26 protein-coding genes and 2 pseudogenes are annotated in these 23,861 nt (G+C 56.7%); 12 read left to right on the top strand and 16 right to left on the bottom strand.

Going from position 1 to position 23,861, the window contains the following annotated elements; genetic code table 11:
- Positions 1 to 12: 12 nt before the first annotated feature.
- Together AB4Z25_RS13885 and AB4Z25_RS13880 are read right to left on the bottom strand one after the other, a co-directional pair.
- Positions 13 to 390, bottom strand: coding sequence for a response regulator (locus tag AB4Z25_RS13885; protein WP_112390517.1), 378 nt, complete (start codon positions 388 to 390; stop codon positions 13 to 15).
- Between the two features lie 240 nt (positions 391 to 630).
- Positions 631 to 774 carry a DUF1127 domain-containing protein gene (locus tag AB4Z25_RS13880; RefSeq protein ID WP_112390516.1) on the bottom strand — a complete coding sequence of 48 codons (144 nt, stop codon included), beginning with the start codon at positions 772 to 774 and terminating at the stop codon, positions 631 to 633.
- Positions 775 to 896: 122 nt separating this feature from the next.
- Here AB4Z25_RS13880 and AB4Z25_RS13875 point away from each other — a divergent pair, with 122 nt between their 5' ends.
- Entirely contained in the window at positions 897 to 1,259 is a 363-nt protein-coding gene (locus AB4Z25_RS13875) for a hypothetical protein (protein WP_442208239.1), read from the top strand.
- 120 nt (positions 1,260 to 1,379) lie between these two features.
- On the opposite strand, the pseudogene AB4Z25_RS13870 reads toward AB4Z25_RS13875, so the two are convergent.
- Positions 1,380 to 1,511, bottom strand: a pseudogene (locus AB4Z25_RS13870) (NAD(P)-binding domain-containing protein); the annotation flags it as partial.
- A gap of 262 nt (positions 1,512 to 1,773) precedes the next feature.
- On the opposite strand from AB4Z25_RS13870, the pseudogene AB4Z25_RS13865 reads away from it, so the two are divergent.
- The 3 genes and pseudogenes from AB4Z25_RS13865 to AB4Z25_RS13855 all read left to right on the top strand — a co-directional run.
- Positions 1,774 to 2,055: pseudogene (locus tag AB4Z25_RS13865) on the top strand (adenylate/guanylate cyclase domain-containing protein); the annotation flags it as partial.
- Positions 2,056 to 2,162: 107 nt separating this feature from the next.
- Positions 2,163 to 2,588, top strand: a complete 426-nt coding sequence (locus AB4Z25_RS13860) for a hypothetical protein (protein WP_442208364.1) — start codon at positions 2,163 to 2,165, stop codon at positions 2,586 to 2,588.
- Positions 2,589 to 2,774: 186 nt separating this feature from the next.
- Entirely contained in the window at positions 2,775 to 3,758 is a 984-nt protein-coding gene (locus tag AB4Z25_RS13855) for a L,D-transpeptidase family protein (RefSeq protein ID WP_442208348.1), read from the top strand.
- 144 nt (positions 3,759 to 3,902) lie between these two features.
- Here AB4Z25_RS13855 and AB4Z25_RS13850 read toward each other — a convergent pair whose 3' ends face one another.
- Complete coding sequence (locus tag AB4Z25_RS13850; protein ID WP_442208238.1) at positions 3,903 to 5,312, bottom strand: Dyp-type peroxidase; 1,410 nt, start codon at positions 5,310 to 5,312, stop codon at positions 3,903 to 3,905.
- Between the two features lie 1,254 nt (positions 5,313 to 6,566).
- Between AB4Z25_RS13850 and AB4Z25_RS13845 the strand changes: the two genes are divergently transcribed.
- Positions 6,567 to 7,067: a cupin domain-containing protein gene (locus tag AB4Z25_RS13845; RefSeq protein ID WP_442208347.1), complete on the top strand. Its 501-nt coding sequence runs from the start codon at positions 6,567 to 6,569 to the stop codon at positions 7,065 to 7,067.
- Positions 7,068 to 8,157: 1,090 nt separating this feature from the next.
- Here AB4Z25_RS13845 and AB4Z25_RS13840 read toward each other — a convergent pair.
- The 6 genes from AB4Z25_RS13840 to AB4Z25_RS13815 all read right to left on the bottom strand — a co-directional run bounded on the left by AB4Z25_RS13840 (position 8,158) and on the right by AB4Z25_RS13815 (position 14,946).
- Positions 8,158 to 8,535 carry a helix-turn-helix domain-containing protein gene (locus AB4Z25_RS13840; RefSeq protein WP_442208237.1) on the bottom strand — a complete coding sequence of 126 codons (378 nt, stop codon included), beginning with the start codon at positions 8,533 to 8,535 and terminating at the stop codon, positions 8,158 to 8,160.
- Between the two features lie 792 nt (positions 8,536 to 9,327).
- The gene (locus tag AB4Z25_RS13835; protein ID WP_112390507.1) at positions 9,328 to 9,483 is read right to left on the bottom strand and encodes an entericidin A/B family lipoprotein; all 156 of its coding nucleotides are present in this window, start codon (positions 9,481 to 9,483) and stop codon (positions 9,328 to 9,330) included.
- Positions 9,484 to 9,905: 422 nt separating this feature from the next.
- Positions 9,906 to 10,073 (bottom strand): hypothetical protein, encoded by a 168-nt coding sequence (locus AB4Z25_RS13830; protein WP_162698910.1) that lies wholly within the window; start codon positions 10,071 to 10,073, stop codon positions 9,906 to 9,908.
- Between the two features lie 504 nt (positions 10,074 to 10,577).
- Entirely contained in the window at positions 10,578 to 11,000 is a 423-nt protein-coding gene (locus AB4Z25_RS13825) for a PilZ domain-containing protein (RefSeq protein WP_148194359.1), read from the bottom strand.
- A gap of 14 nt (positions 11,001 to 11,014) precedes the next feature.
- On the bottom strand, positions 11,015 to 12,802 hold the full coding sequence (locus tag AB4Z25_RS13820; protein WP_442208236.1) for a putative bifunctional diguanylate cyclase/phosphodiesterase: 1,788 nt from the start codon (positions 12,800 to 12,802) through the stop codon (positions 11,015 to 11,017).
- A 1,157-nt stretch (positions 12,803 to 13,959) separates the two neighbouring features.
- Entirely contained in the window at positions 13,960 to 14,946 is a 987-nt protein-coding gene (locus AB4Z25_RS13815) for a GlxA family transcriptional regulator (RefSeq protein WP_442208235.1), read from the bottom strand.
- Positions 14,947 to 15,121: 175 nt separating this feature from the next.
- Between AB4Z25_RS13815 and AB4Z25_RS13810 the strand changes: the two genes are divergently transcribed.
- The gene (locus AB4Z25_RS13810) at positions 15,122 to 15,328 is read left to right on the top strand and encodes a hypothetical protein (RefSeq protein WP_442208234.1); all 207 of its coding nucleotides are present in this window, start codon (positions 15,122 to 15,124) and stop codon (positions 15,326 to 15,328) included.
- A 143-nt stretch (positions 15,329 to 15,471) separates the two neighbouring features.
- Here AB4Z25_RS13810 and AB4Z25_RS13805 read toward each other — a convergent pair whose 3' ends face one another.
- From AB4Z25_RS13805 to AB4Z25_RS13790, 4 genes are all read right to left on the bottom strand, one after another.
- Entirely contained in the window at positions 15,472 to 16,170 is a 699-nt protein-coding gene (locus AB4Z25_RS13805) for a DUF899 family protein (RefSeq protein ID WP_442208233.1), read from the bottom strand.
- Between the two features lie 97 nt (positions 16,171 to 16,267).
- Complete coding sequence (locus AB4Z25_RS13800; RefSeq protein WP_112390503.1) at positions 16,268 to 16,600, bottom strand: hypothetical protein; 333 nt, start codon at positions 16,598 to 16,600, stop codon at positions 16,268 to 16,270.
- Positions 16,600 to 17,391, bottom strand: coding sequence for an exodeoxyribonuclease III (xth, locus tag AB4Z25_RS13795; protein ID WP_112390522.1), 792 nt, complete (start codon positions 17,389 to 17,391; stop codon positions 16,600 to 16,602). Before xth ends, AB4Z25_RS13800 begins: the two co-directional genes overlap by 1 nt.
- Positions 17,392 to 17,486: 95 nt before the next feature.
- A complete protein-coding gene (locus tag AB4Z25_RS13790; RefSeq protein ID WP_442208232.1) occupies positions 17,487 to 17,975 on the bottom strand; it encodes a hypothetical protein in 489 nt (162 codons plus the stop codon).
- Positions 17,976 to 18,977: 1,002 nt separating this feature from the next.
- On the opposite strand from AB4Z25_RS13790, the gene AB4Z25_RS13785 reads away from it, so the two are divergent.
- The 3 genes from AB4Z25_RS13785 (at position 18,978) to AB4Z25_RS13775 (ending at position 19,824) form a co-directional block, all read left to right on the top strand.
- Positions 18,978 to 19,115, top strand: a complete 138-nt coding sequence (locus AB4Z25_RS13785) for a hypothetical protein (RefSeq protein WP_162702750.1) — start codon at positions 18,978 to 18,980, stop codon at positions 19,113 to 19,115.
- A gap of 223 nt (positions 19,116 to 19,338) precedes the next feature.
- Positions 19,339 to 19,521 carry a hypothetical protein gene (locus tag AB4Z25_RS13780; protein ID WP_112598156.1) on the top strand — a complete coding sequence of 61 codons (183 nt, stop codon included), beginning with the start codon at positions 19,339 to 19,341 and terminating at the stop codon, positions 19,519 to 19,521.
- 102 nt (positions 19,522 to 19,623) lie between these two features.
- Positions 19,624 to 19,824, top strand: a complete 201-nt coding sequence (locus AB4Z25_RS13775) for a hypothetical protein (protein ID WP_112390499.1) — start codon at positions 19,624 to 19,626, stop codon at positions 19,822 to 19,824.
- A 57-nt stretch (positions 19,825 to 19,881) separates the two neighbouring features.
- Here the strand turns inward: AB4Z25_RS13775 and AB4Z25_RS13770 are convergent, their stop codons facing one another.
- Positions 19,882 to 20,607 (bottom strand): Crp/Fnr family transcriptional regulator, encoded by a 726-nt coding sequence (locus tag AB4Z25_RS13770; protein WP_112390498.1) that lies wholly within the window; start codon positions 20,605 to 20,607, stop codon positions 19,882 to 19,884.
- Positions 20,608 to 20,844: 237 nt separating this feature from the next.
- On the opposite strand from AB4Z25_RS13770, the gene AB4Z25_RS13765 reads away from it, so the two are divergent.
- Positions 20,845 to 21,186, top strand: a complete 342-nt coding sequence (locus AB4Z25_RS13765) for a hypothetical protein (protein WP_112390497.1) — start codon at positions 20,845 to 20,847, stop codon at positions 21,184 to 21,186.
- A gap of 867 nt (positions 21,187 to 22,053) precedes the next feature.
- Here AB4Z25_RS13765 and AB4Z25_RS13760 read toward each other — a convergent pair.
- Positions 22,054 to 22,626, bottom strand: a complete 573-nt coding sequence (locus AB4Z25_RS13760) for a TetR/AcrR family transcriptional regulator (protein WP_112390494.1) — start codon at positions 22,624 to 22,626, stop codon at positions 22,054 to 22,056.
- A gap of 134 nt (positions 22,627 to 22,760) precedes the next feature.
- Between AB4Z25_RS13760 and AB4Z25_RS13755 the strand changes: the two genes are divergently transcribed.
- Both AB4Z25_RS13755 and AB4Z25_RS13750 read left to right on the top strand, forming a co-directional pair.
- Positions 22,761 to 23,108, top strand: a complete 348-nt coding sequence (locus AB4Z25_RS13755; RefSeq protein ID WP_112390493.1) for a DoxX family protein — start codon at positions 22,761 to 22,763, stop codon at positions 23,106 to 23,108.
- A gap of 105 nt (positions 23,109 to 23,213) precedes the next feature.
- A complete protein-coding gene (locus AB4Z25_RS13750; protein ID WP_112538316.1) occupies positions 23,214 to 23,789 on the top strand; it encodes a flavodoxin family protein in 576 nt (191 codons plus the stop codon).
- Positions 23,790 to 23,861 lie beyond the last annotated feature (72 nt).

Below are 23,861 nucleotides of genomic sequence, written 5' to 3'. Positions count from 1 at the left end.
TCCACCTCCCCCTCAGCAGATCGCCGTCATTTGCCGAATATGATTTGCCACCTCAGTGGCCTTGTATGGCTTGGGAAGAAATTTTCCATCTATGTCAAACGCACTGCCCGCCAGGTCATGATGCCCAGACGTCAAAATGATCTTGATCGGCGGCCATCTGTCGCGAACGAAGGCGGCGAGCTTAATCCCATCCATGCTGCCTGGCATATCGATGTCGGTGAACAAAGCGTGGATCGTAGGATTCGCCTGAATGATGGCAATGGCTTCGTCCGCGTTAGACGCCTCGAACACAAGGAAGCCCTCGTCCTCAAGCTCACCGGCGATCGATATCCGCAGGAGTGGCTCGTCTTCTACGACAACCACGGCGATAGGTTTAATGTTCGCTGCCATTTCTTCTCTGTGAGAATACGTCGTAGGCCAACTCAACCGATTGTACGGTTGCGAACATAACTGTCCTCAAGCTGTTCGGGTTCAAGTTGTCAATAAAAATAAAGATATGTCTTTGCGTTGGAAGAATAGGATCGCCAGAAATTCCGGTACGAGGAGAAGGCGATTTGAAACATCAGTGAATAATGAAAAAGCGCCCGCCGAATATCGGCAGGCGCTCCAGAATTGGCTGTCCGCTATCGGTTAGAGAGAGGCAGCACGTGCGATGTTGCGGATGTCGCTGCGATCAATACCGAGATCGTGGAGTTCACGATTGGACATGCGGCCCAGTTCGGAGACCGTCTGACGATACTTGCGCCAGTTCTTCAGAGTGCGTGCTACGTTCATGACTATCCCCTTTCGTGGGCTTTCGAAACACAGCTGCCAGTCCTTGGCGCTTCGTTTGTCTCGATGGCTATTATGTAATGGAGGTCCGGCTAATTTTGCAGCGCTAAGGCGCGATCCCAGCGATGCAGAAAGCGCATAGCCTGATTAAAAAGTCATCAAGTCACCTTGTTGCGTGGATCAACCATGGCAGAAGATTTGCCGCCGCTGCCGGCGTACTGTCCCATGAGAACGGCAGCGCGCTGATCGCTCCTTCTTTGAGCGAAGCCCTAGCGACTGGAAACGTGGATTGCGCCGGCGTCGCCAAAGATGCGATGGAGGGTCGGTATCTGGTCGGCTTTGACCATTACCGAGACGATGATTTCGCCGCCGAGCGCAGCATCCATTCTAGTGCCGTGGTTTACCGAGGGAGCATCGCCACCGTTTGGTATTACTCCCGAGCTGTTCGAGTGGCCGCTGGGTTCCACAAAAATATCGGCGCGGTCTAGCCCCGCGTGTTGGACCAGATGTTCGATAGCGAGGTCGGCACCCTCGCGAGCCTGAAAAGTTGCGGTAACGGTCTTCGTGCTCTTGTCCGACATAACGATCTCCATTCAATCTCTGTCTAAGGCCGTCGCCCGTTCTCGTGTTTGAGCCGAGCGACCTTCAAGGTGAGTGACGATCTCTGCGCCCGAGCAGAGCAGTGTCCTGGCCACAGCACTGCCCATCGCACCCATTCCAATCACTGCGATCTTCGTCACGGCATCTCTCCAGCGTTCTTGTTCATCTCGAAACTAGAGGCGCCAGAGTTTGGTGCAAGCGTGGGGAACCGGTCTTGTCAGCTAAAGGGCATTCGTTTTAGGGCAAAGATCGCCGTTAGACCATGTCGCGGAACAACCTTGCGAGATTACACATTCTATTGAAAACACGAACCGTCGGATCGGATCGATCTTGGAAGCACCACCCCTGCAACGAAAACTCGCCGCGATTTTGGCCGCGGACGTCGAGGGTTACTCGCGGCTGATGCATGTCAACGAAGAGCAAACCCTTGCAATACTCACAAGCCATCGGACAGTGGTCGATGGGCTGATCGAAAGTGCGAACGGCCAGATATTCGGAACGGCCGGCGACAGTGTCCTTGCCGAATTTCCAAGCGTCGTCCAGGCTTTCAACTGCGCGATAGCAATTCAGCTTGCCATCGGCCGCGCGAACGCCGATGAGGCGCCAGATCATCAGATGAATTTCCGCATTGGCATCAACATCGGAGACGTGATGGTCAAGGATGGAGACATTTTTGGCGATGGTGTCAACATCGCGGCGCGCCTTGAGGGCTTAGCCGAGATTGGCGGAATCTGTGTGACGAGGGTGTTCGCGATCACCTCCGCGATCGGGTCGCGGCCAAATTCGAGGACATGGGGGAGCATAGCGTCAAGAACATTCCCCGGCCGGTTCGCGTATTTAAGGTGTTGTTTGACCCGGAATACGACCCCATGCTGTCAGTGCCGAAATCCATCGACCCGCCGTCGAAGGACGCGACAATGGTCGTTGAGGGCGACGCCGCCGAGGTGGCGTTCTGGGAGTCGATCCGCGACGACGATGATGGTGCAGAGCTTCGAATCTATCTTGAGCGCTATCCAAACGGAACCTTTGCCGACCTCGCCCGGACACGCCTTGATCGTGGCCCGACGACCAGCGAGGATCCCGCAGTGGAGGTGTCGTTTTGGGAAAGCGTTCGCGACAGCGGCAATCCGGAAATGATTGAAGCTTATCTTCGACGTTATCCGACCGGGAAATTTGTAAGCCTTGCTGAGATTATTACAGGTCAGAAGTCGCAGTGAGGACAAAAGCTCGATTGCACGATGGGCAACATGCGAGGATCGATCGAGATGACGTATTATCGCTTCAAGACTTCATTACTCCTCAAAATCTAACAGATGCAGCAACCTGCATGGGATGCATGCGTTCGTACGACAGTGATCGTGAGCGACGATGGAACATCAGAGGGGTTGGCAGCATTAGGCGCAATGATGAAAACATTCCTTCTCAACTCCGTCATCTCCCTCGCGTCGGTGGGAGCAGTTCACGCTCAAGATTTATCGCGCGAGGTGATTAATAACGCTGATCTCTCATCCTTCTCGTCTGAGAATAGCAAGGAAAGCGCGCCGAACGACCAGCCCGATCCCGTGACCATTCACCTTCAGGTGTTGCTAGATCGTGCTGGCGCATCTCCGGGGGTCATTGACGGACTGGATGGCGCAAATGTTCGGAAAGCCATCTCGGGATTCGAATTGCTGCAGGGACTTCCGGTCGACGGGAAGTTGGACGCTGACGTTGTAGCGCGTCTTTCCGATGATAAGGGCGTCGTCGGGCCCTACATCATTTCCCCTGATGACGGCGACGACATCGTTGCAGAGATTCCGAAAGACTACGCCGAACAGGCAAAAATGACCCATCTAGGGTACACCAGCATCGCCGAAAAATTGGCTGAGCGTTTCCATATGGACGTCGACCTTATGTATGCGCTGAACCCGACAGCGCAATTTGTCCCTGGCGAAACGTTGTCCGTGGCCGTAATCGGCGCTCCCCGAACAGGAAACGTTAAGCGGATTGAGGCGCATCGCAAGGCAGGCGAGCTTGTTGCCTACGATGCGAACGACAAAGTCCTGGCCATATATCCCGCGACAATTGGCAGCGAGGATAATCCCTCCCCTTCAGGCAAGCACAAGGTCAACGGCGTGGCTCGCAATCCGCCATATGTCTACAATCCCAAAATCAACTTTCAGCAAGGCAAGAACAAGACGAAACTCACACTTCCGAGCGGTCCTAACAATCCGGTGGGCACCGTCTGGATCGATCTTTCAGAACCGACCTACGGCATCCACGGTACGCCAGAACCGTCACTGATCGACAAGGCCGGCTCTCACGGATGTGTCCGGCTTACGAATTGGGACGTCGAAGAGCTGAGCAGCATGGTCAAACCTGGGGTCATTGTCGAGTTTGACCAGTAGAATGTTGGCGACGCTTATGCCGCGGCCTGGGTCACCTAGCTTAAATCGCCCTATTGTCAGCATTGAGCTGTGTTGAGTGCCTTGATAGACCGCAGCAGCCGTGGTGAAAAAAGGAGGTCGGCGATGATTGCTGACCTCCTTACCTCAGAGGGCCCTAAGGAAGGCCAGTGACGGCATAAAGAAGTATTCTCCACCCTTCATGGTGACGGCTCGCTGCACAGCGGGTGTCGTCATCAGGGCAGCGGGATTTCCCCACTCAGTCGTTCCCTCCATGTCTGGGCGTTGGCTGTCACTCGGCATCTGACCGATAACGGGGTCGACACCGGGCGAAGGAAAGCCGGCCGGCACCCGTGGGAAACCTGGGTTATTCGCCCAGTTCTTTTGCGTGAACTCGAACTGGTTGCCGATATCGCTGTTAAAGGCCATAAACAGAAGGCCGACGTTTTTGTCCGGCTTGTTGTCAATCCGGCCGTCATTCGGATTGTCAGTCCTGACGCCATAGGTCTGGCCGCGTCGCGCCATTAGGTGCTTGCGTTCACCATCCTGATCTTCGAACCCGCCCGACCCACGTGGATTGGTTTTCCTGATATGTCCGGAGAACGGACACTTCGCGCCGTTCTTGTCGCTGAAATAGTTGAAGTTGTTGGGCACCGGAGATTCAACTCCGTCTTCGAACTGCATAGTGACGGGGGTGCCGTCCTCAAAGCGGCCGACAACCATGGCTCCCGCTATTTCGTTTTCTGCACCGAAGAGCCGATCGGCCAGCTTCTCCTCTTCCTCCTTGAAGAGCCGAACATTTTGCTCGAGTTTGCGATAAACGAAATAGCTTCCAAAATGCACGGTTGGATCGGGGGCCGCCGGATCAGCGACGATGACCTGGCCAAGCGGGAAGTCGGGGTTCCAGTTTGCGGTCCCATCGGTCCCGTTCTCCTCGCCCTCGATATCTTCTGTGAGGAAGAGCGGCTGGCTGCGTCCATCGACATAGCCGAAATGCTCGATCCCTTGGCCGTTGTTGTTGTGCAGGCCCAACCCATCCTGCGAGCCGACAATTTTGACGCCGTAGGAGCTGTTGATCAGGTTGACGACTTGGTCGTGCGCAGCAACCTTTGTCTCGTTGAGCATATCTCCGATAAGGACAACGGCGTGAATGTCATCGCCAAAGTACGGGTCCCAGGTACTGGCATCGGGATCGTTTAGCTCGGACATCTGCATCCCGCTACCAAAGAGACTGTCGCCCGGTGTCTGGGTTATTCCGAGTTTGTCGTAGCCCTTCTTTGTGAGACCAACGCCGACATAGGGTGTTCCAGCCACAGGCGGCGTTGACTTGAACGCCTCGATTTCGTCCAGGTGTTGCTTGGCCGATTTCATCATCGAATTCGATAAAGTCTTGAGAAAGCTCTTCGAACCTGCTTGATCGTCGAATTGGAGAAAGAGTAGGGTCAAAAACTCCCGAACGTGAGCTTTTATGATGTTGGGTTGTAGACTATCCAGCATAGTTGCATCGTCGGGCGCTGCATTCTTCCAGGATATAGACGTGTTCAACGTTACTGACATCTTGCGCTCCTCCATTAGAGACGGCGCATGGAGGCTCTGACCATGTATTAGAGTCAACGCAACTATGATTTCTGGGTTTATATTTTCCAGTTGCGTTGAGCGGGAAAGACCTAGCCCCCTTCGAGATTTAGGGGAATTTGACCTGATCTGGACCAAACTCGCGGTGTTGTCCCGGGGAACTTTCCGGCTGTCGCTCGGGGCATCGGCGCAATTCCGGACACCGAGATAGTGTTTAATCTACCTCCCGAGGCCGGTCTTTACGCACTTCGACCCAGTCCGCGAAATGGGGTTCGGTGTCCTCTGCCAGTTCTACGGGGCGCTTCATCTCGGGAAAATGACCTCCCTCGGCATGGTCTCCCCATCGCACAACGGTGGAGACGCGTTCCACCCATGAACGCGGAGGCATGGGCAACTCCTTTGCAAAAGGCGATAGGGGGGCGGGCGTAGTGATCCGCTGGCCCGGTTGGAAAGACAAAGGATGTCCCCGGCTCTCCTTGCAAAGCCGCAATGACACTCCAGCGACCACATGGAAATCTCGGTCAGCAGTGTGTGCATACGGAACGCCTTTGGAGGTTTGGGCGTCCTCGTAATCATTATCACATTGACGATGTTTGGGCTGCGGTCTGAGCCAAATTTTTGCGCGATCCTATCTAAACTTTCGAAGCAACTCTTTTTGCCGAATGTTCGTCGAACGGTCCTGCAAGGAACCAATACAGGTCAACCCGCGTTTATGGGGCGCTGGCTTGTTCCTCTGCCGGCTATGTCACTCTCGCGACTCGCCCCGCCACAAGCGGGGCTTTCTTTTGAATTGCTGAAGCGTGACGACCGATGGCCGTCTCGGTCATGCCGGCCAAGTCGAGCTAGGCCGGTGCACTCAAGTGATTGGATCCACGGCGGTGACGCAGGGATTACGGTTTGCACTTGTCCCCCTTGCGATATGGGTGCGTTTCAGTTTCAAAATTCTACTAAAACGCTAGTGACTTGAGGCGGTAGCCTGGTGCATCGACAGCGAGCGGCCTCGCTAAGGACCTAGACGGGGGAACCTTCACGCGACATGTTGCATTGTCACAATATGGGAGTGATGGAGGAGAGCATGAACGATCGGACAGCCGGATATCTGATCGCAGCTGAGGTCAGTGGATTATTCTGGATCGCGGCCGCCGTTGCAGCGTGGAACCTTTTTTGAACGTCACCACGGGGCAAAGCGGCGACAGCCATTGCAAGGTTGTCAGCCACGGAGGCCGGAGGCAGCAAGTGGGCATCGAAAAACTGATCTTCGACGCGAGCGCGTGGGTTCCTAACAACCCTTCCCTTCCCGTTTTGCTTTACCGTGGCGTCTTCATCACCAAGGATGGATCGGAGGAGTTTGCGAGACTGTTTGCTTCGCATGGCTGGACGGGACTGTGGCGGAACGGTGTGTTTGACTACCAGCATTATCATTCGGGCGCGCATGAGGTGCTAGGCGTCGGCAAAGGCCACGCCAAGCTGCTGATCGGCGGGTCTGATGGGAACGAAATCGACTTGAGCGCTGGAGATTGTATTCTTCTTCCAGCCGGCACAGGCCACATGCGGATTGATGCTAGTGACGATTTTGAGGTAGTCGGCGCTTATCCCAGTGGACAAGAAGCGGACATCCAAACTTCACCGCCTTCAAAGGCAGTTTGCGCCCGGATAGCCCGCCTACATCTGCCCGAGACTGACCCCGTGCAAGGGACCAGCGGTCCCGCTGTCGTCGCATGGTCACGGCCAATCTAGTTGGTTGGATGCCTGAGACTCCCTACTCCGAGGCTGTTTTCGGACCGAACGTCGCCAGATCTGGTCGGCTTGAAAGTTGCGATCGTTAGCACGTCTAAGGACTTCGATGGGTCGGCAACCCTTTGGCTTTTACGAATGCTTGACACTTGGAAGCTATCGTCCGTGAGCGCGATAGATAGTGCGTTCGCGTTTCTCTCCCTTAGGGTTCAGCATGACATCTCCCGCGATCTCTTTTTCAGCCGCGATCTTGATTTTAGCCCTTCTGGTGGCTGCAAACCCCTTTGGCCACGATCTTGTTGACCCGCAGACGACAGCAAGCATTGAGACCCACTGAAACTCCTATTTCTTATTGTCGTGGTCGACAGCTATTCAGTTGTCCGCATAGTCAATAATTCGAATTTCGAACCAATCCGTGTCCAATTTTTAGGAAGCAACGTCTCAAAATTGGTGAAGTGGCGTCTCTGCATCTCGGTCTGTGTTGCAGAATGCAGACCTTTCCAGCTGTTCGAAATTCTTGAATCTAGGAAGACTGAGCCCACAGCCGGGGCGCTCTGCCGGTCCAGCCCATATCTGGGGATTGGACCGACTTGCATAAAGGGGTAGTTTCCTGGCACGAACCTGGAGCGAGCGCGACAAAATGAACTCGATAACTAGGACCGGCTGCACCCGTGCTCAAGCTGCGCGTAGCGCGTTAACGAGCAAACTGGGATACCTGGCTATCGCCGCGCTTGCGATGTTGGTGTGGGCAAGCGAAGAAGCCCCGCTGTCTACCGAACACCTCGCCATGAGAGACGCTGCGGTCCGTCAGAGTCTGCACTGACGGAATCAAATGGGTGTGCGGCACTGGGGCATGTCTACGCCCATCAGGCGCTAGCATCAGGGTATGCCCATCGTCGGTACTCGGTCTCCGAGAAAGCCGACGATAAGTACGTAGACATATTCAAAGGCTGGCAGTCGATTTTCATGGCGTTTCTACTGGACACGCTGGAGACCGAAAGGCAGACGGGATGGTCGATTTCGTCAATCTGGACGACTGCGCCCGGCGTGGCCAACGCCGGCCTCGCCGGTAATAAATCAAACCATCCGCCAATCAGTCGTCGCGTTCGTCTTCGTCGCCTCCAGTGGATTGAAGCAATCTGAAGACCGCGTTTTGAACCTTGTCCGGCGACGCCGCGAAATATCTCAGTAGCCGTTGGCCCCGTTTGGTCATGGCCAAGTCTGTCGACTTTGGCCGCAGCGGCACCTCCGCGGACGCAACTTCCCCCGATCCTTCTTCCAAGAAATAAAGGATCGAAACCCCGAAGAGGGCGGCGACGTTGTTGAGCGTCGTGGCTGCAATGCGGTTTGCACCACGTTCATATTTTTGAACCTGTTGAAATGTGATCCCAAGATGGTCGGCTACGACTGTCTGACTTAACCCAGCAGAAAGGCGCGCGACCCGCAGGCGCATTCCGATGAGGGCATCCATGTCGGTCACGCGGCGTGGGTTATGGTCTGGATTAGCGATGTCGCGGCTCCCATTGGTTGAGAAAAGCCAACTCTATCAGTCGGCCCTGATTATGCGAGAGGTTTTGGTCGGTAGTCTTCGTTTTAGCCGGCTGCCAGACGTTGACAGGCGTCGGCTCCTCGTCAAGTCAGCCGACGCTCGGCCGCCCAGCGCTGCTTCCAAGCGACCTGTTGAAGGCGACGGCTGTAGCCGACGTGATCCTTATGATGTTCACGACGAGTTCGATCGGTTCGAGATTCTTCAACGAGTGCAAAAAGCTCCACCTGTCACCACGCAATTCCATCGCTTGGCGAGGTGCAAAATCGCGTGAACCTTCCGAGGGCGCTTGTTGCGCAGATAAGGACGGCACCCCCGCCTATCGACCCGACGCCTTTGATCAAGTCCTCGATGATGCGCGGCGTTGGGTCGGCGTTTTCGCGCTGGATCGTTTCAGGCCACCTGACTGAACCCGCACGCAGCTACGGCCACGTGCGTAAAGATCGGCTGGCCGGCGCTTCGTTCGCCCCGTTCCCGATGCCTTGGCGATCACTTCGTTGAGGAAATGGCGGAAGCAAAGACATACGGCCATCAAACTGGCCTAGACAAAAAAAGCCCGTCGCATTCCGGTGCGACGGGCTTTTGGCATATAGGGGTTTCGATCATCTTATTCTACTACCCCGACCAAGTAATGAATAAATAGATCCGCGGTTAATGCAATTCAGCCAAAAGGCGTAGCGAGTGCAGAATAAATCCCACCCCCTATCTGTGCCTCACTTAGTTCGAGGCTGCGCGGTTCACTCGGTGGCCAGCGTTCTGTGTAGCGTCCACCGTATTGGCGGTGTCTTTGCCCATGCCGCGGATTGTGTTGCCGCAGCTAGAGAGCGCCACAGTCAACAGCGTTGCAGCGGCAATTGCAGTTATGATTTTCATGTGAGGTTTCCTTTGCGCCTAAGGAAACACTAACTTCGCAAACCGCTCGAAGTTCCGGATCGGCCGTCTTTTACCAGCTTAAGAAGTTCACGATAAGTCCGCATTTCGAAGCGCGATGGTGACGCCATCAGTAAGCGCGACACCGGGACATTCTTTTTGGAACTGTTGGACTGCCTTTGCGATGCCGGCTCCAACAGATCTTGCAGACAATACCGCAAGTTTATGGACATATCGCTCGACGCCCTCGTGGGTGAAGACGACTTCGAGAATGGTCGTGTTCTCTCGGATATTGCGTATCACGTTCATTTACTCGGTTAGCGCACAAAAAGAAGGCCGCACTCATTGGGGAGCGCGGCCGATAGATACCAGCTACTTCCTGGGGGAAAGAGCACAAAGCATGCTCGGCTTTGGTTAATTTTGAATTAACCGTTCCAGCCCATGGCGCGGCACTGCTTCTCCGCTACTTGTCGAGCGTCATCGAGGCTGTTGTACTTCCCCTGCAGTTCATACCGTCGCCCGTTGAACGAGAAGTAGGCACTCTTATCGATCCTGTTAAACGTCACCATCGGCGCCTGCTCTTTATCGCTCATGTGGGTCTTCCATTCTGTTGGTGGCGATAAACCCGCATCGCACCCGTCTGGTTCCAGTACTTCCTCTATCAAGACGCGTTTTCCGGTCGTTAATGTGTTTCGGGGTTGAATAGGCTGTGACCGGCCAAGAACACAATTTACTTGTCCGATTGCCTTACGCATATTGATGGCAATCATTTCGATCGGCGTGTTGAGCGGATCATCAGCATTGCGGTCGTCCTCTGGCTTACAGAGCCATGCCGAGCAGGAGGCAGGCTATGGGCGATAGGTCCAGATTGAAAGCGAACGCGGCAAACCGGAGCAAGACATACGCCGCAATGATTGCCACCGCCGTGAGGTTGCAGCGTCCTTGGCAGGTCACCTGGTCCTCTTTCCGGCCAACGGACTTCGATGGAGATCGTCGCCCGAGCGCCGTAGCCGCCGCTGTCGGAAAGCTCTCAGACTTTCCTTTTCATTGGGCAATGATCGCAGTGTCGACTATACCCCGATCCGAGAACATCAAGATTATTCAGCCGGCGACTCCCACTGCAGAGCGCTACCAACTGGTTGTACCAGCTCATTTCGCAAAAGGCCCTTCAAACTGAATAACGGTGCCAGCGGAAATCTCAGGAGAGCGAAGGCTTCAACAATGTGTCGAGGTTGTTCCTTTATGAACTCGACTGCGAGAAGACTCTCTTCTCTTCGTTTTACGGCACAACCGATGGAGTACTCGAAGTTGCCAATCACGATGTAAAAGTGTTCAGGTATTTCTGCAGAGACGCTGATTAGCGCTCCTCCCTGCGAGACCTCCAACATAACGGCACGACACGATGAAATCGGCTGCTTGAGAGTTTTTTTGTAAGCAAGCCGCACAGCGGCTTTGCATTTGAAGCGCTTGTGTTTTCTGGCATCTACTGGAGCAATCTTTGTTAAGTAATGCCTGTTCATGTCCAGAATCCAATTCATTTATGGACAGATACTGGTAACGCACGTGCAGGTGCGTCCATTGCTTCGCTCCCCATCCGTGCCAGGTTAATTGCGAAGCTTTCTGCGTCGGTTGGGATTCCGAATAGGTAGCCTTGGCCGACCCGACAGCCCATTTCGCCAAGCGTTGCACGCTGTACTTCCGTCTCCACGCCCTCCGCGACCACCGTCAGGCCAAGGGCGCGTCCCAGCTCGATAACAGCGCGGACGATCACCCGCCTGGCGGGTCTGGTTGCGAGTTCGCTGACAAACGTTCGGTCTATCTTGATTTCGGTAACTGGGAACGTCTCAAGGGAGCGCAGGTTCGAATAGCCAGTGCCAAAGTCGTCAACTGAGAGACCGACTCCAATCTGTCGCAGCTGCTGGAATGCGTCCATGACGCCGGGCGTATCGCTAAGGAACATGCTTTCGGTAATCTCGAGGGTCAGCCACTCCGGTTCAGCACTGGTCAGATGCAGGACGCGGTTCAGCATTTCAGCCATGTCATGCTGGAGAAATTCCCCGGCCGACACGTTCACGGAAAAGCGAAGTGCCTTGTCGCGGTGCGCGTTGATCCGCCGGGCGAACGTCGCAACGGTGGTCAGGCTCCGTTCGGTCAGATCAAGTAACAGACCTGATCGCTCAGCGGTCTCAATGAAGCCGCCGGGGAGTTGGCTGCCGAACAGGGGATGGTTCCAGCGAATCAAGGCTTCCGCGCCGAGCCACTCACCGGTGATTAGGTCTACCTGGGGCTGGAAGTGATACACGAATTCGTCGTTCGCGACCGCGACCTTCAACTCACGTGTCATCCTGACGCGTCGGCTGGCTTGCTCGTGGTCGGACTCGCGAAACCGCCGCGGACCACCCAACGGATCAGATTTGGCTGCCCGAAGGGCAGTACCGGCGTTCCGGATCAATGAAATGGCACTGCCCACTGGCCTGCCTACGGCATATCCGATGGAGAAGCGCAGTGAGACACTGGCACCTGCCACCACGAAGTCCGCTGCGAGCGACGCGGAAACCAGCTTTACCGTCGGGTCTGCACTTGGTTCATCCTGGAGCTCGAAGGCGAGGGCGAACTCGTTCGCGCCCATCCGACCCACTAGTGCAGCGCCCATGTCACGCAGCCGCCGCCCGGTTTCACAGAGCAGAGCATCCCCGACGTCGAAACCGTATCCGGTGTTGAGATCATGAAAGCTGACAACATCCAGCTTCACAACCAGAAGGATCGTCTCGGCATTGGTTGCGAAGCGTCCCTCGGTAGCTTGGATAAATGATTGACGGTTCAAGCAGCCCGTGGTCCCGTCGAGGTTTGCGACACGATCCAGCGCTATATGCGCTTGGCGAAGCGCTGATACATCGCGCAGTATTCCGACGTAGAACAGTTCGTCCCCAACCCAGGCGGGCCTAAGACTAAGACTATTCCAGAAGGCCGAACCGTCCTTTCGATAGTTTTGCAACGTTTCGTCCACTGGCTCGGCCGCCCCGATCGCAGCGCGAATGCGAGCGATCTCGGGTTGCTCACGCTCATTGCCTTGCAGGTAGCGGCAGTCTTTGCCGATAACCTCGGTTCGAGAGTATCCAGTCAGATGTTCGAAGGCCCTGTTTACGTAGAGCAACGGCGAATTGGCACCTAAACGCTTTGCGATGGCGATCCCGTCCGTCATTTCCTCGACAAGTGTCGGAAGAATGGACCTGACGGCGTCAGCGCTCAGAGGCCCATTGTCGGCCGTGCCCCGCGCACGCCTCATGAAGTCCGGCTGTTTGAGTTTCTCAACTTCTTCCATGACAGAAACATGGACTGTGACCCGAGGCGGGGCAACGTGCAGCCGGGGCCGTCTCAGGACAACCATCAACCGCTTTCGGACAAACTCGGTCTTGCACCTTCGCCAGATGTCCGGAGGCGATCCCTGTGGTCAGACGGTGTCAATCCGACACTCAAAACGAAGGCGAGCGCATCGCTTGTTGCAATCCAAAACCACTTCTTATGCGATCGATATGATTGACAGCCGGCTCTTCAAAAAGAGAGCCCGCGACGTCAATCTGACATAGACGGATGTCCACAGCGCGACACCATCGCAATCGAAATTGCGGCGTTGAGCCAAAACCTCCCACGGCGGCTGTTTACCGAGATTTACTGGTAAAATCCCAGGCTCGAGCTCCCACTCGAGATGCCGTGGCACCACGACGGGTCCGAACGGCGCGGCATGAAGGCTTTCAGTCGCACCGCGGCTCATTCGGCAGACATATTCATCGGGAGGGTTTTCCGGTGGTAGATCGCCAACGCGCGAACCACGGGGTCGCCGGGACTAGAACAGTAACGCCGATCGGAGATCGCGCCGATTGGCGGGACGAAACATCAGGTGACGTCGAAGCAAAACGTCCTCGCCACAGCCTGCATGCGTTGTAACGCTCCAAGCTCCTCATGGCCGTCCGAATATAGCTAACGACTGTGCGCTGACAGCTTCGTCCAGTGGCGGTCTTGCCCCTGCGCACCACTCAAAGCACTTCCGTTCGCGTCGGCTGGGTGGGATGCCACTCGCGCGATCAGGGTTGGCAGACCCTTGAGAGCGTTAAGAAGCTTCGTCACGTGTATCAAAGTGACGTCACCTCCAATACCTTTTCGGCGAAGCCCCAAGCGGTGACGACAAAAGAGATTTGTTTGTGATCCGAATTGTGTAGCGTGGACGCGAAGGGTTGCTGGGATGGCGAAGTTGCGGAGCAACTAGCACGAGCGGGCGCAGCCCGGCGGGGCCTCTTTTTAGTGCCGAACATTTGCCTGCCGCCGCTCACGGACACCACGCACTTGAGGAAATGGACGCAAGGCCCGGCGCGCGCTTTATAAAGTCCACCTGTTGGAGCTTCTCGATGTCTGCCATTACATAAACATTGACTCCGACCCCAGCTGGGGCAACCCGCAGCCGAGGCGGTTCCAGGACAACCATCAGCCGTTTTCGGACAAACTCGATCTTGCTCCTTCGCCAGACGTTCGGAAGCGATCGCGGTAATCAGACGGCGTCACTCCGACATGCGATAGGAAGGCGCGGCGCATCGCACTTGCCGATCCAAAACCGCATCTTTCTGCGATCAACGTGATCGACAGCCGGCTCCCTTCTAAGAGGAAGCGTGCGACATCGATACGCGTCAGGTCGACATAGTCGGATGGCGTTATCCCAACCTCCTGCGAAAAGACGCGCGTGAAGTTCCGTGCGCTCATCGCCGCGATTTTCGCCAAGGCCGTGACCGAAAGGTTCGCTGTAGCATGGTTCAGAATGTATTCCTGGACTTTGTGTAGACGGCTGCGGTCGCTTGCCTGCGCCGCCAGATGCACGCTGAACTGCGATTGGTCACCTGGTCGCTTCAGGAACACGACAAGCCGCCGGGCAACGTAAAGCGCCACCTCGCGGCCGAGGTCCTCTTCAACGAGAGAAAGCCCGAGATCGATTGCGGCGCTGGACCCGGCCGACGTGATCATCGCACCGTCTCGGACAAAAACACGATCGCTTTCCACCTGCGCCTCAGGGAAGCGCTCGCCAAGCAAGGACGCGAACTGCCAGTGAGTGGTGACACGTCGGCCTGCGAGTAAACCGGCTTCGCCGAGCAGGAATGCCCCTGTGCATACGGAGCCGTAGCGCCGGGTCTCGGGGACGGTATTGGTCAACCAGTCGATAACCTGTCTCCCCGGGGAACGGGGAACGCCGGCGCTCCCGGCTACGAGCAACGTGTCTGGGTCACCTGGATACGCATCGAAAGTGCAATCGGGCAGAACCCTGAGCCCTGATGCGCAAAGGATCGAGCCAGCTTCTTCTGCTGTGATGGCAACGTCATAGAAGTTCTTGCCAACACGGGCGTTTGCTTCGGCGAACACGTCCATGAGCCCGGCAAGTTCCAGTGAATGCACGTCCGTGGGCACGAAAATGACAATCCGCATGGGGATATCTTTCGCCGCGCGAGGACTCAAATCTCTCGACGAGCATTTTTGCGTCGACGCCGGTCCTGGCCAACGACAGTCGCACAGTGCCGCCAAGTCGTCAAAGTCAAACGCATCGAGTGATTGCCAACGGAGAGACGGTCCATCTCTGACATTTGCGAGGAAGAGGTCCACAATGGCCGACTGCGGTCTTCCCTTCGCGCCAATTGCGGTCATTGAGCATGATGTTTTCAATCGGCCGCTGCCGACCCTTGAATCACTTTGGCTGATTGAAGGAATTCGTTTACATTTTGGGGCAACTCGCGCCGGCCGGCGGCCTTTCGCGCCTCGCAGCCAACTGATCGGCCTCCATCGCAATTTGACAGCTTCCGACTTTGCCTGATTGGAGGAGCTTGAAGATCTCTTTTGAGGGAAGCGCGCATATCGAAAGAAGACGTGCTCTTTCAACGACGGACGCTCTGGCAGTTAGTCCACCGGCGCGCCGGCGTGGCGGCGCCACCTACGCCGACTGTCGAAGCCGCCAGATCAATAGTTGAGCTTCGGGTACCAGTCCGTGCCGCGTCCGGCCGGCGTCATGTCCAGTATATTCCAGAGGGGTGCGATATCGACAGCGCCTCGCGGATCCTGCCCGGGATCAGCGGCATCGGCAGGCATCTCGCCGTTGTAAAAAACGCGAACCGTGTTTCCGTGCTTCTGGTAAACGGTGAATGCCGGATACTCATAGCCCTTGTCGTCGAGCAGTCCGAGGTCTCTGGCATAATCGTCGCCGACGGTCTCTATGAAATCGAGGTCGTGCCAGCCGCGCTCCATCGCAAACGCCCGCTGCCTCTCGACCGGGCTGCGCCCAAGGATCTTGAACGCAACCCGTTGCTTCACGTCGGCGCCGTTCCCATTCGCGCCGCCTAGGAAGTTCGTGCACATGGGGCAAGGCCTCTCGCGCTGCGGACCGAACATCCAAAAATAGGTCACCAAGGTGTGATGCTTTCCGAACAGGTCGGCCAAAGCCAGCTCGCGGCCATTTTCGTCCTTGAAACGATAGTCTTTCTCGACGACAGGGCCAGGAGGAAGCCGCATGCGCTGTTCTGCCAGTTTGGTAAGATATCGCCGGGCTTCGATCTCTTCCGCAAGGAGAGCCGTTCTCGCCGCGGCGTATTCGGCGGTTTCGTTCGGAAATCTGCTGACGCGCTTCGCTGCCAGTTCCGTTGCGGACCTCAACTCGCTCATATTATGTCTCTCCCTTGCTCCGCTTATTCACGTGACATGATAACTAGACGTATGAAGGGGGCCGTTGCCGACAAGGTCGATCCGATTTTTTCGACCGTTATTGACGGCCGCCTGTCATTCGTCGATGCCAAGCCGCATAAGACGTCGTCTTTGCCATGTGACGATTGAGATCAGGCGTGCCGTCATCCCACCACACCGGCCCCCGCTCGCCGAGCGCAATCTTCGCAGCATCGATGGCCTTGCGCACCGCACGCAGCCGCACATCGTCGTCGCCGGCTTCCTTTACCGCCCTTCGAGCAGCCATCAGCTCCGCCACCAAGCGAGTGCGCGTTTCTTCGGGAAGGCTTGGGTTCGTCTTTCGCCAGAGCCGGCCGCGCACAATGATGTATCGGCCGTCAGGTGTCTGTAGAGGTGTGTTCTGCGCTGCCATCAGCCGTGCACCAGGGCTGCCAGATCAAGCTCGATCATGACGGGCGCATGATCGCTCGTGTGTTCCCAGCCCCGAGGCTTCCTGCGCACTTCTGCCGATTGGAGTGACGAGGCGATGGCCGGGCTGAGCAGGAAGTGGTCGATCCGCAAGCCGGCGTCGCGCTCGAACGAGTTCCTCCAGTATTTCCAGAAGGTGTAGATGCGCTCATGCGGATGCAGATGCCGGACGGCATCGGTCCACCCCTGTGCTACGAGATCCGCATAGGCCCGGCGGACTTCCGGCCGGAACAGCGCGTCGTCCAGCCACCGCTCCGGCTTGTAGACGTCGATATCCGCCGGCATGACGTTGTAGTCACCGGCCAGCACGACTGGCACCTCCAGTTCGAGCAGCTCCGCGGCGTATTCCTGAAGTCGTCGAAACCACGCGAGTTTGTAGTCCCACTTCGGGCCGGGGGCGGGATTCCCGTTCGGCAGATAGAGCGCCCCGATGAGGATGCCGTCGACGGCGGCTTCGATATAGCGGCTGTGCGCGTCGCTCGGATCGCCTGGCAGCCCCTTTCTGGTAAGATGGGGCTTCTGACCTCGCGTCAGGATCGCGACGCCATTCCAGCTCTTCTGCCCGTTCCAAACCGCGCCGTACCCGGCTTTCTCAAGCTCCTCTCGTGGGAATTTATCATCGGCGGTCTTCAGTTCCTGAAGGCAGACAACGTCGGGCCTGTCCTCCTTCAGCCATTTTAGGAGGACAGGCAATCGGCCCAAGACGCCGTTCACATTGTACGTGGCAATTTTCAAAAAATCCCCCGATGGAGCGTTTGAGTCTGTCCGGTGAACCATCGGCAGATCGTCGACCAGTGCCGACTATAGTCTCATCGAGTGGGTCGGCTTCGTCAGCGCGTCGCTCCGAATACGAAGGCGAGCGCAGCGACGATTGCGACCGCTGCGATGGGACGCTCGCGGATCCGCGCCTCGATGTCCTGCACGTAACCGCGGACTTCGGACTTGGCGAGCAACTTGGCTCCCGAGGCGATTTCGCTTGCGGTGTCGCCCAGGCGATCAACGTCCCGTCCAAGAGCGCGAACGCCATCTCTCCCGGCGCGGACACCGTCGAACGCAGGACGACCTTCGCCCGTCGATCGGAGCGCCTGGTCGACCAGCGCATAGTCATCCTCACCTTCCGGCGTCTGCTTTACGCGGTCGGCAGCGTCAGTGTCTGTTCGACCGGAGGGCACGGTGGTGTGCGTGGCGGAAACCGGATCCGACGCGGGGAACGTGTCTTCAAGCCCAGTCTCGAGATCGCCCTTCGAAGCTCGTTTGCGCTGGGCTTCCTGCTCGATTTCCATCGATCGTGCCGCGGGGGAATTTTTAGGGTCTGGCATTTCCGTTCTCCTTTGTGGGGAAGGAAGTCCGGCGTCGTCCCTAAGTTCCATCGCGCCTAACAAACTTTATCTCACCTTTGACCTGGTGGTGCTAAACCAGTCCTTCGCCGCCGATCCTGCATACGCACAGACGACACGAACCAGCCGCCCTATCATTTCCTAACACCCGACCACTAAGGCGTCCGGTCCGGGGGGCGAGCTACGTGTTCGAAACGGAACAGGGCCGCGTTGGAAGAGGCGCGAACGCCACTTGGGAGATGGCGGCCGGGCGTCTTCCGACCGCCGACTTCGACACGATCTCCGTCGGGGTTTGAGCAGAGCACGCCAGTTTGCGCCCGCAGATTCTCGACGAGATAGACAAAGCAAACAATACCCAGCTCTAGTAGCGAGGCGCATGCAGGCGAAACGAGGAGAGCCCAACAATGACGTTTGACCTTCAGGGCAGGTCAGTTCCCCAAAATCGGGCGCACACCACGAGGTAGCGCGCGTCCGGCGTTATAGAGCCCGATCTCGTTGACGCTGCTGTTACCGGCTGCCCGGCAGGCTCTGGGGCTGATCAAGATCATCGATCGAATGGCTCTGGCTCATTCCCTCTTCCACCGGCCGGTCGCCTTCGCAAGCGTCTCACGGATGACCGTTGGGAGGTAGTCGAAATGTTCGTCCACCAGCTCGCACGAGCGAACCTTGGGTGAAGCTGGACCGGCCCCTCCTCAGATATTGGCCGATGTCCGCGGAGGCGATGGTCGCTGCATCGGACTGGAATACCCCATCTTTCGAACCACCCGCCTGTTGGTCGCAGTCCGTGTTCCAGCCGTCCAACCACCGGAGATCCGCGAGCTACTCTCGCGACTTGCCCCCAGCGCGGAGAGTCGTTTTTCGCGAAAAGCGAAAACGGCTCGCCGTCATTTGAACGGGAGAGATAATCATCCTGCAGTGTAGCTGTGCAGGCGTAATCCATATTGGCAAATTGTGAGAAAATCCGACCTTTAGCATGCTCAGACAATGGAAACGCTGCCGTCTCGCCTACGATTATCTTGGATCGTCGCCATCATGCTCTTCACCTTCGCTGGGATGTGGATGATCGATGAGTTCTTCATCAACGTCGAGCAAGAGGTTGAATATCTGCAAGACGAGGAGTGAGCAGGAACCTGTTTTGGTGCTGTTGTCACGCTTGCGTCACGCGACGCCGTTCACCTTTTGTGATTAATTATCCGCGCTGATGCGACCTGGCGGACCACCCGGGAGCATTTCGTGGGACTTACCTGTATGTCGTGGCGAGCTTTTTAATCATTCGCTCGCGCGATGCTGGAACGAATTCCTCTTCTCGGCCCTTTGTCATCAGGCTCCTGGAGGAGGACATGTGATGGTATGGCTGATTGGAATTTCGATTGGACTATCGTTGCCCTGGATAATTCGTTGGAACGCGCTTCTGAACGCCTTCTGTTTCAACGGACCAAGTTCAGGGTTCGCGCTCTGGGGGTTGATCAGCATCATCACGATCCCGATTTCGACCGTTGCAGCCTTCTTCGCCCGCGAAATGCTTTGATGGAACATCGGACGGGCGTGGAGGTAATCCGCACGCCATCACGGAACATTTGCCTCCAGGGTTGATTATAGCGCGCGAACAGAACCCATTTGCGAGACACACATGAAGTTAAGTGAGCTGACTGAAATCTATCGCCGCGGCGGGCGTAAAGAGCTTATCAGCGCCATGGAAGAATTCTCGCAAGCTGAAAAGGCCCAAATGCTTGAGGACATAGGATTGGCGCCGCGCATCGGCCCTGGGCGAGCTCAGGAGAAAACCGGGCCGGCGGTGGACGTGCAGCCCGGTGAAGACGAGAGTTACTGATTTTGTCGCCCCGGGCTTTCGTCTCCGGCATGGTATCTTCAGAAATGATTGGGGACGCTAGGACGTCTTGCGAATTTTCACACCCATAAGCCGATGATATTCATCCTCCGCTGCTCCGTAGGAGCCCTTGGCTTCGTCCATCAGGCCAAGCCGGTTGACGACAATAATCTTGCCGCGATTGGCGCGGATGAACCCCTTGCCCTCCAGGATATGAACCGCAACCGTAACCCCGGGGCGCCGCACGCCGAGCATGATCGCCAGAAATTCATGGGTTAGCGAAATCGCGTTGCCATCCATCCTGTCGTGAACCATGAGAAGCCAGCGCGCGAGACGCTCCTCAAGCTTGGCATGGGCGTTGGCAAGGACGGTCGAGGACATTTGCGCCAGAAATGCCTGAATGTAGGCAAGCAGTTTACCGCGCAGCGTTGCACTGGTATCGATAACCTCCTGTAGTTTTGTGGATGTGATACGATACCCAGTACCTGATACCTGCATGAAGGTCGTATTCGGCGATTGCTCGCCACCAAGCACAATCGCAGCACCGGTCATGCCTTCACGCCCGGCAATCCCCACGTCTATATCCCGCCCGCCCGGTAGTCTGGCGACGATCGACGCCAGTCCTGATTCCAAAAAGACGACGTAATCGACCGGCGCGTGGGCTTTTTCGATCTGATAGGGAATGTCCAGCGTCACGAATTCGAGATGGGGAGCGAGAAGCGTGAGGTCGCTTGTGTCGAGGCTTTTTAGCAATTCGTTCCGGTATTGACGCTCGTCAGTCGGCATTCTCGTCCCCACAGCGTTCGGAGTGAATCCGACTCGATGCAAGGGAACCTAATGACTTGAAAATACAGAACAACCGACTGTCTTTTACCGTACAAAGAGCAATGCTTAAGGAGGCGACATGGGCCGCCTGCCCTCGCCCTCATGTCTGAAAGCTCGCGCTCCAGCCGCTGCTGCGCCTGCCCGCTGGAACAATTACTCTCTCCCAATGTTTCAGATGATCAAACGGAGAACATCGAAATGCACAGAACCATCAAGTTTATACTGATCGGGCTCGCTGCAATGAGCGGCCTGACGGTTGCTCCGGTTATCGCCGGGGCACAGGACATGGAATTGCGAGTCGGACCTGGCGGTGTCGGGATTTATGACCCTAATCGTGACGATGACCGATATGATCGCAGACGAGACCGAGGATGCGATCCGGACGACGCGCTTGACATTGCCCGTGGTGAGGGCCTTCGTCGTGCGCAGATCCTGCGCGTCACGCCCCGAAGCATCGTCATTCAGGGGTATACCCGTCGCGGCCCGGAGCGCATGCAGTTTGCCAACCGTCGCGGATGCCCGGAGATCACCCGGCGGTAAGGGAACGAAGCTAGGCATGAGCGCTGCGATGCTCTTGGAACTGCGTCTTTCAGTCAGCGCTCTATCCCCTATTGCAGGCTCCGGTTTTTGCTGGGGCTTTCTCTCTAGAACGAAATTGAGAGCACCGTCAGGCGCTGTACGACCCCCAGTCGTTCATTAAGTGGCCGCTGCGATTCCTGATATGTTCTTTGCCACTCATTTCCACAAGCAAATCGTTCGCTGATCTGGGTTTTCGACGTTACCGTCGAGGACGGCAAGCTGAGGGCGATCATGGAATACATTGATGCCTAGGCGCTTGACCGCGCATCAGCTTGGTGGTTCTTGCGCGGAAAGCGACTGGCGCGAGCAGCTGGTAAAAATTGGGCGTCGAAGAACATGCGCGGCTATCACAGTCTGCGAGGCTAAGGATGTGGGTTGTCCGCCGCCGAGATTGGGGCACGTCCAGCTCTATGGTGGCATTCGGCAAAGGACGGGCCGCCGCCCGCTCCCAATCTCGACGAACACCCAGAGACTGACAGCGGGGAACATCCTGGCGGCCAAACTGTTCCTGCAAGACACGAACATGGAGGAACTGAAATGTCTGAAGACCTAAAGGTTGGATTCACTGGGGCTCCGTCAGAACCTGCTACCGGCGTCCGTAAGGTCGCCAGTGACGCATTAGATGCCGTGAAGCGGGAGACGAGCGCCGTCGCGGCGGGCGCGGTCGATCACCCGCACACAGCCACCAGTCTTTTTCTCGGCGTGGGCGCACTGGCATTCGTGGTTGGTTATGTGTTTGGCCGTGGGTCTGGGAATGACAGCTCCTCTTGGCGATAGCCGAGCTGTTAGGCTCCCCGCCTCGCTCCGCTCGGGAGCCGCGGGTTAAGGTCAGTCACCTGTCGCAAACATTGCAACAATGAGCCTCACCCGCTCGGCGCGGTGCGAGGCCCTTATTCGACCGTGGCGTTCAAGCTCTGCCAATCCGTGTAAAGCTGCCCAGAAATATTCTGTCGCGACCTCGGGGTCAGAGCAAAACGGTTCCACGACGACCATCATAGCGCCAAATGTATCTCGCAGCACTTTGGGCGTATCGGACTTGGCGAATCGAAGGCCACTCGGCAGGACGAACATGGCTTCGTACAGAGCTGGCCTTTCGAAAGCGAATACGAGATAGGCCGTCGCAACGTCTCGGAGTGCGTCTATCGGAGGTGCGCCGTCGCGGACAGAGGCCCGCAACGTCGGGCCTAACTCCGCAAAGCCCTCGAGCGCGACCGCGCCGACGATCGCGTCGCGATTTTCAAAATGGGCGTACAGGACCGGCTGACTGTATTCGATCTCTTGTGCAAGGCGTCGTACGGTGACGGAAGCCCAACCATCACGTTGCGCCAGCGTTCGCGCCGCGGCGACGATCCGCTGTTCCCGTTCCAGTCTCTCACGCTCTTTTCGCTCGCTGATACCCATTCTTTCGCCCTCGATCCATGCACGAGAGACTTTAGTGACCCTAATTAATCAGGGCAATGGTTGACAATCTAGCATCGCTAGATTTAAGTTCATCGCTATAGTAACTGGGCGATTAAACCGAAGGGTCTTTCCAAATGTCCTACCTCATATCGTTTTCACCGGGCGATGCGGCGACACTCGCGGCCGCTGCGGCATTTCTCGTGGGCAGCATCGTCAACGCCACCGCCCTTAAGACAATCCGCGATGAATTCGTCCGGTACGGATTTCCATGGTGGTGGTGCTGGGTTACCGCTTTGCTGGAATTCACGACAGCCATTCTCCTCGTCCTCCGTCCGACATTTGCGATCGGCGCTGCGCTAGGATCATGCATTATGATCGCCGCAATCTTCGCTGTCGTCCGAGCACGTGACTTCCGTCACACCCGGGCGCCGGCAGTCTTCCTACTTCTGCTCATGATCGCGATTACTGTCCAGGTCTCATAACCTCGGCGACAAGCCTTTAACCTCAACCACCATCAAACAGAAACACTTCGAAACCGCGCCGACTTCCGTCGGCGAGGCGCAAAAGCACGGCTAAAGGAGCCAGGCATGACCATCCACTCACCTTCAAGTATCGTCGTCGTTTATCATTCTGGCTACGGCCATACCCACCGCATGGCTGAGGCGGTCGCCAAGGGAGCCGGAGCAGCGCTCCACGCCATTGATGCCGAGGGTAACTTGTCGGAACACGGATGGGCGGCGCTCGATGCGGCCGATGCCATCATTTTCGGCGCACCGACCTACATGGGCGGACCAAGCTGGCAGTTTAAGAGATTCGCCGATGCATCTTCGAAGCCATGGTTCTCCGCAAAATGGCAAGACAAGATTTTCGGTGGATTCACGAACAGCGCCAGCCTCAACGGTGACAAGCTAAACACGCTGCAATACTTCGTTCTTCTGGCGGGGCAACACGGTGGTTCCTGGGTCAGCCTGGCTATCAAGCCATCAAACATCAAGGCGTCGCTACGAGACGATGTAAATCGGATGGGATCGTATATCGGCCCGATGGCGCAATCTGACGCCGACGCGCCCCCCGAGGAGATGTCGGTCGGCGATCTTGAAACCGCACGTCTATACGGGGCGCGAGTTGCTGGAATTGCGCGACAGTATATGTCCACTCGATGAGTTCGACCGAGAAAGTTGGCAAAGCTCCGTACCCTTCCGCGCTATCCGCGGTAGGGTTTTGAGCAGCCACTC

Source organism: Rhizobium sp. RAF36 (genome assembly GCF_052114105.1).
GTDB lineage: Bacteria > Pseudomonadota > Alphaproteobacteria > Rhizobiales > Rhizobiaceae > Rhizobium.
This window is presented reverse-complemented; position numbering and strand designations above follow the sequence as displayed.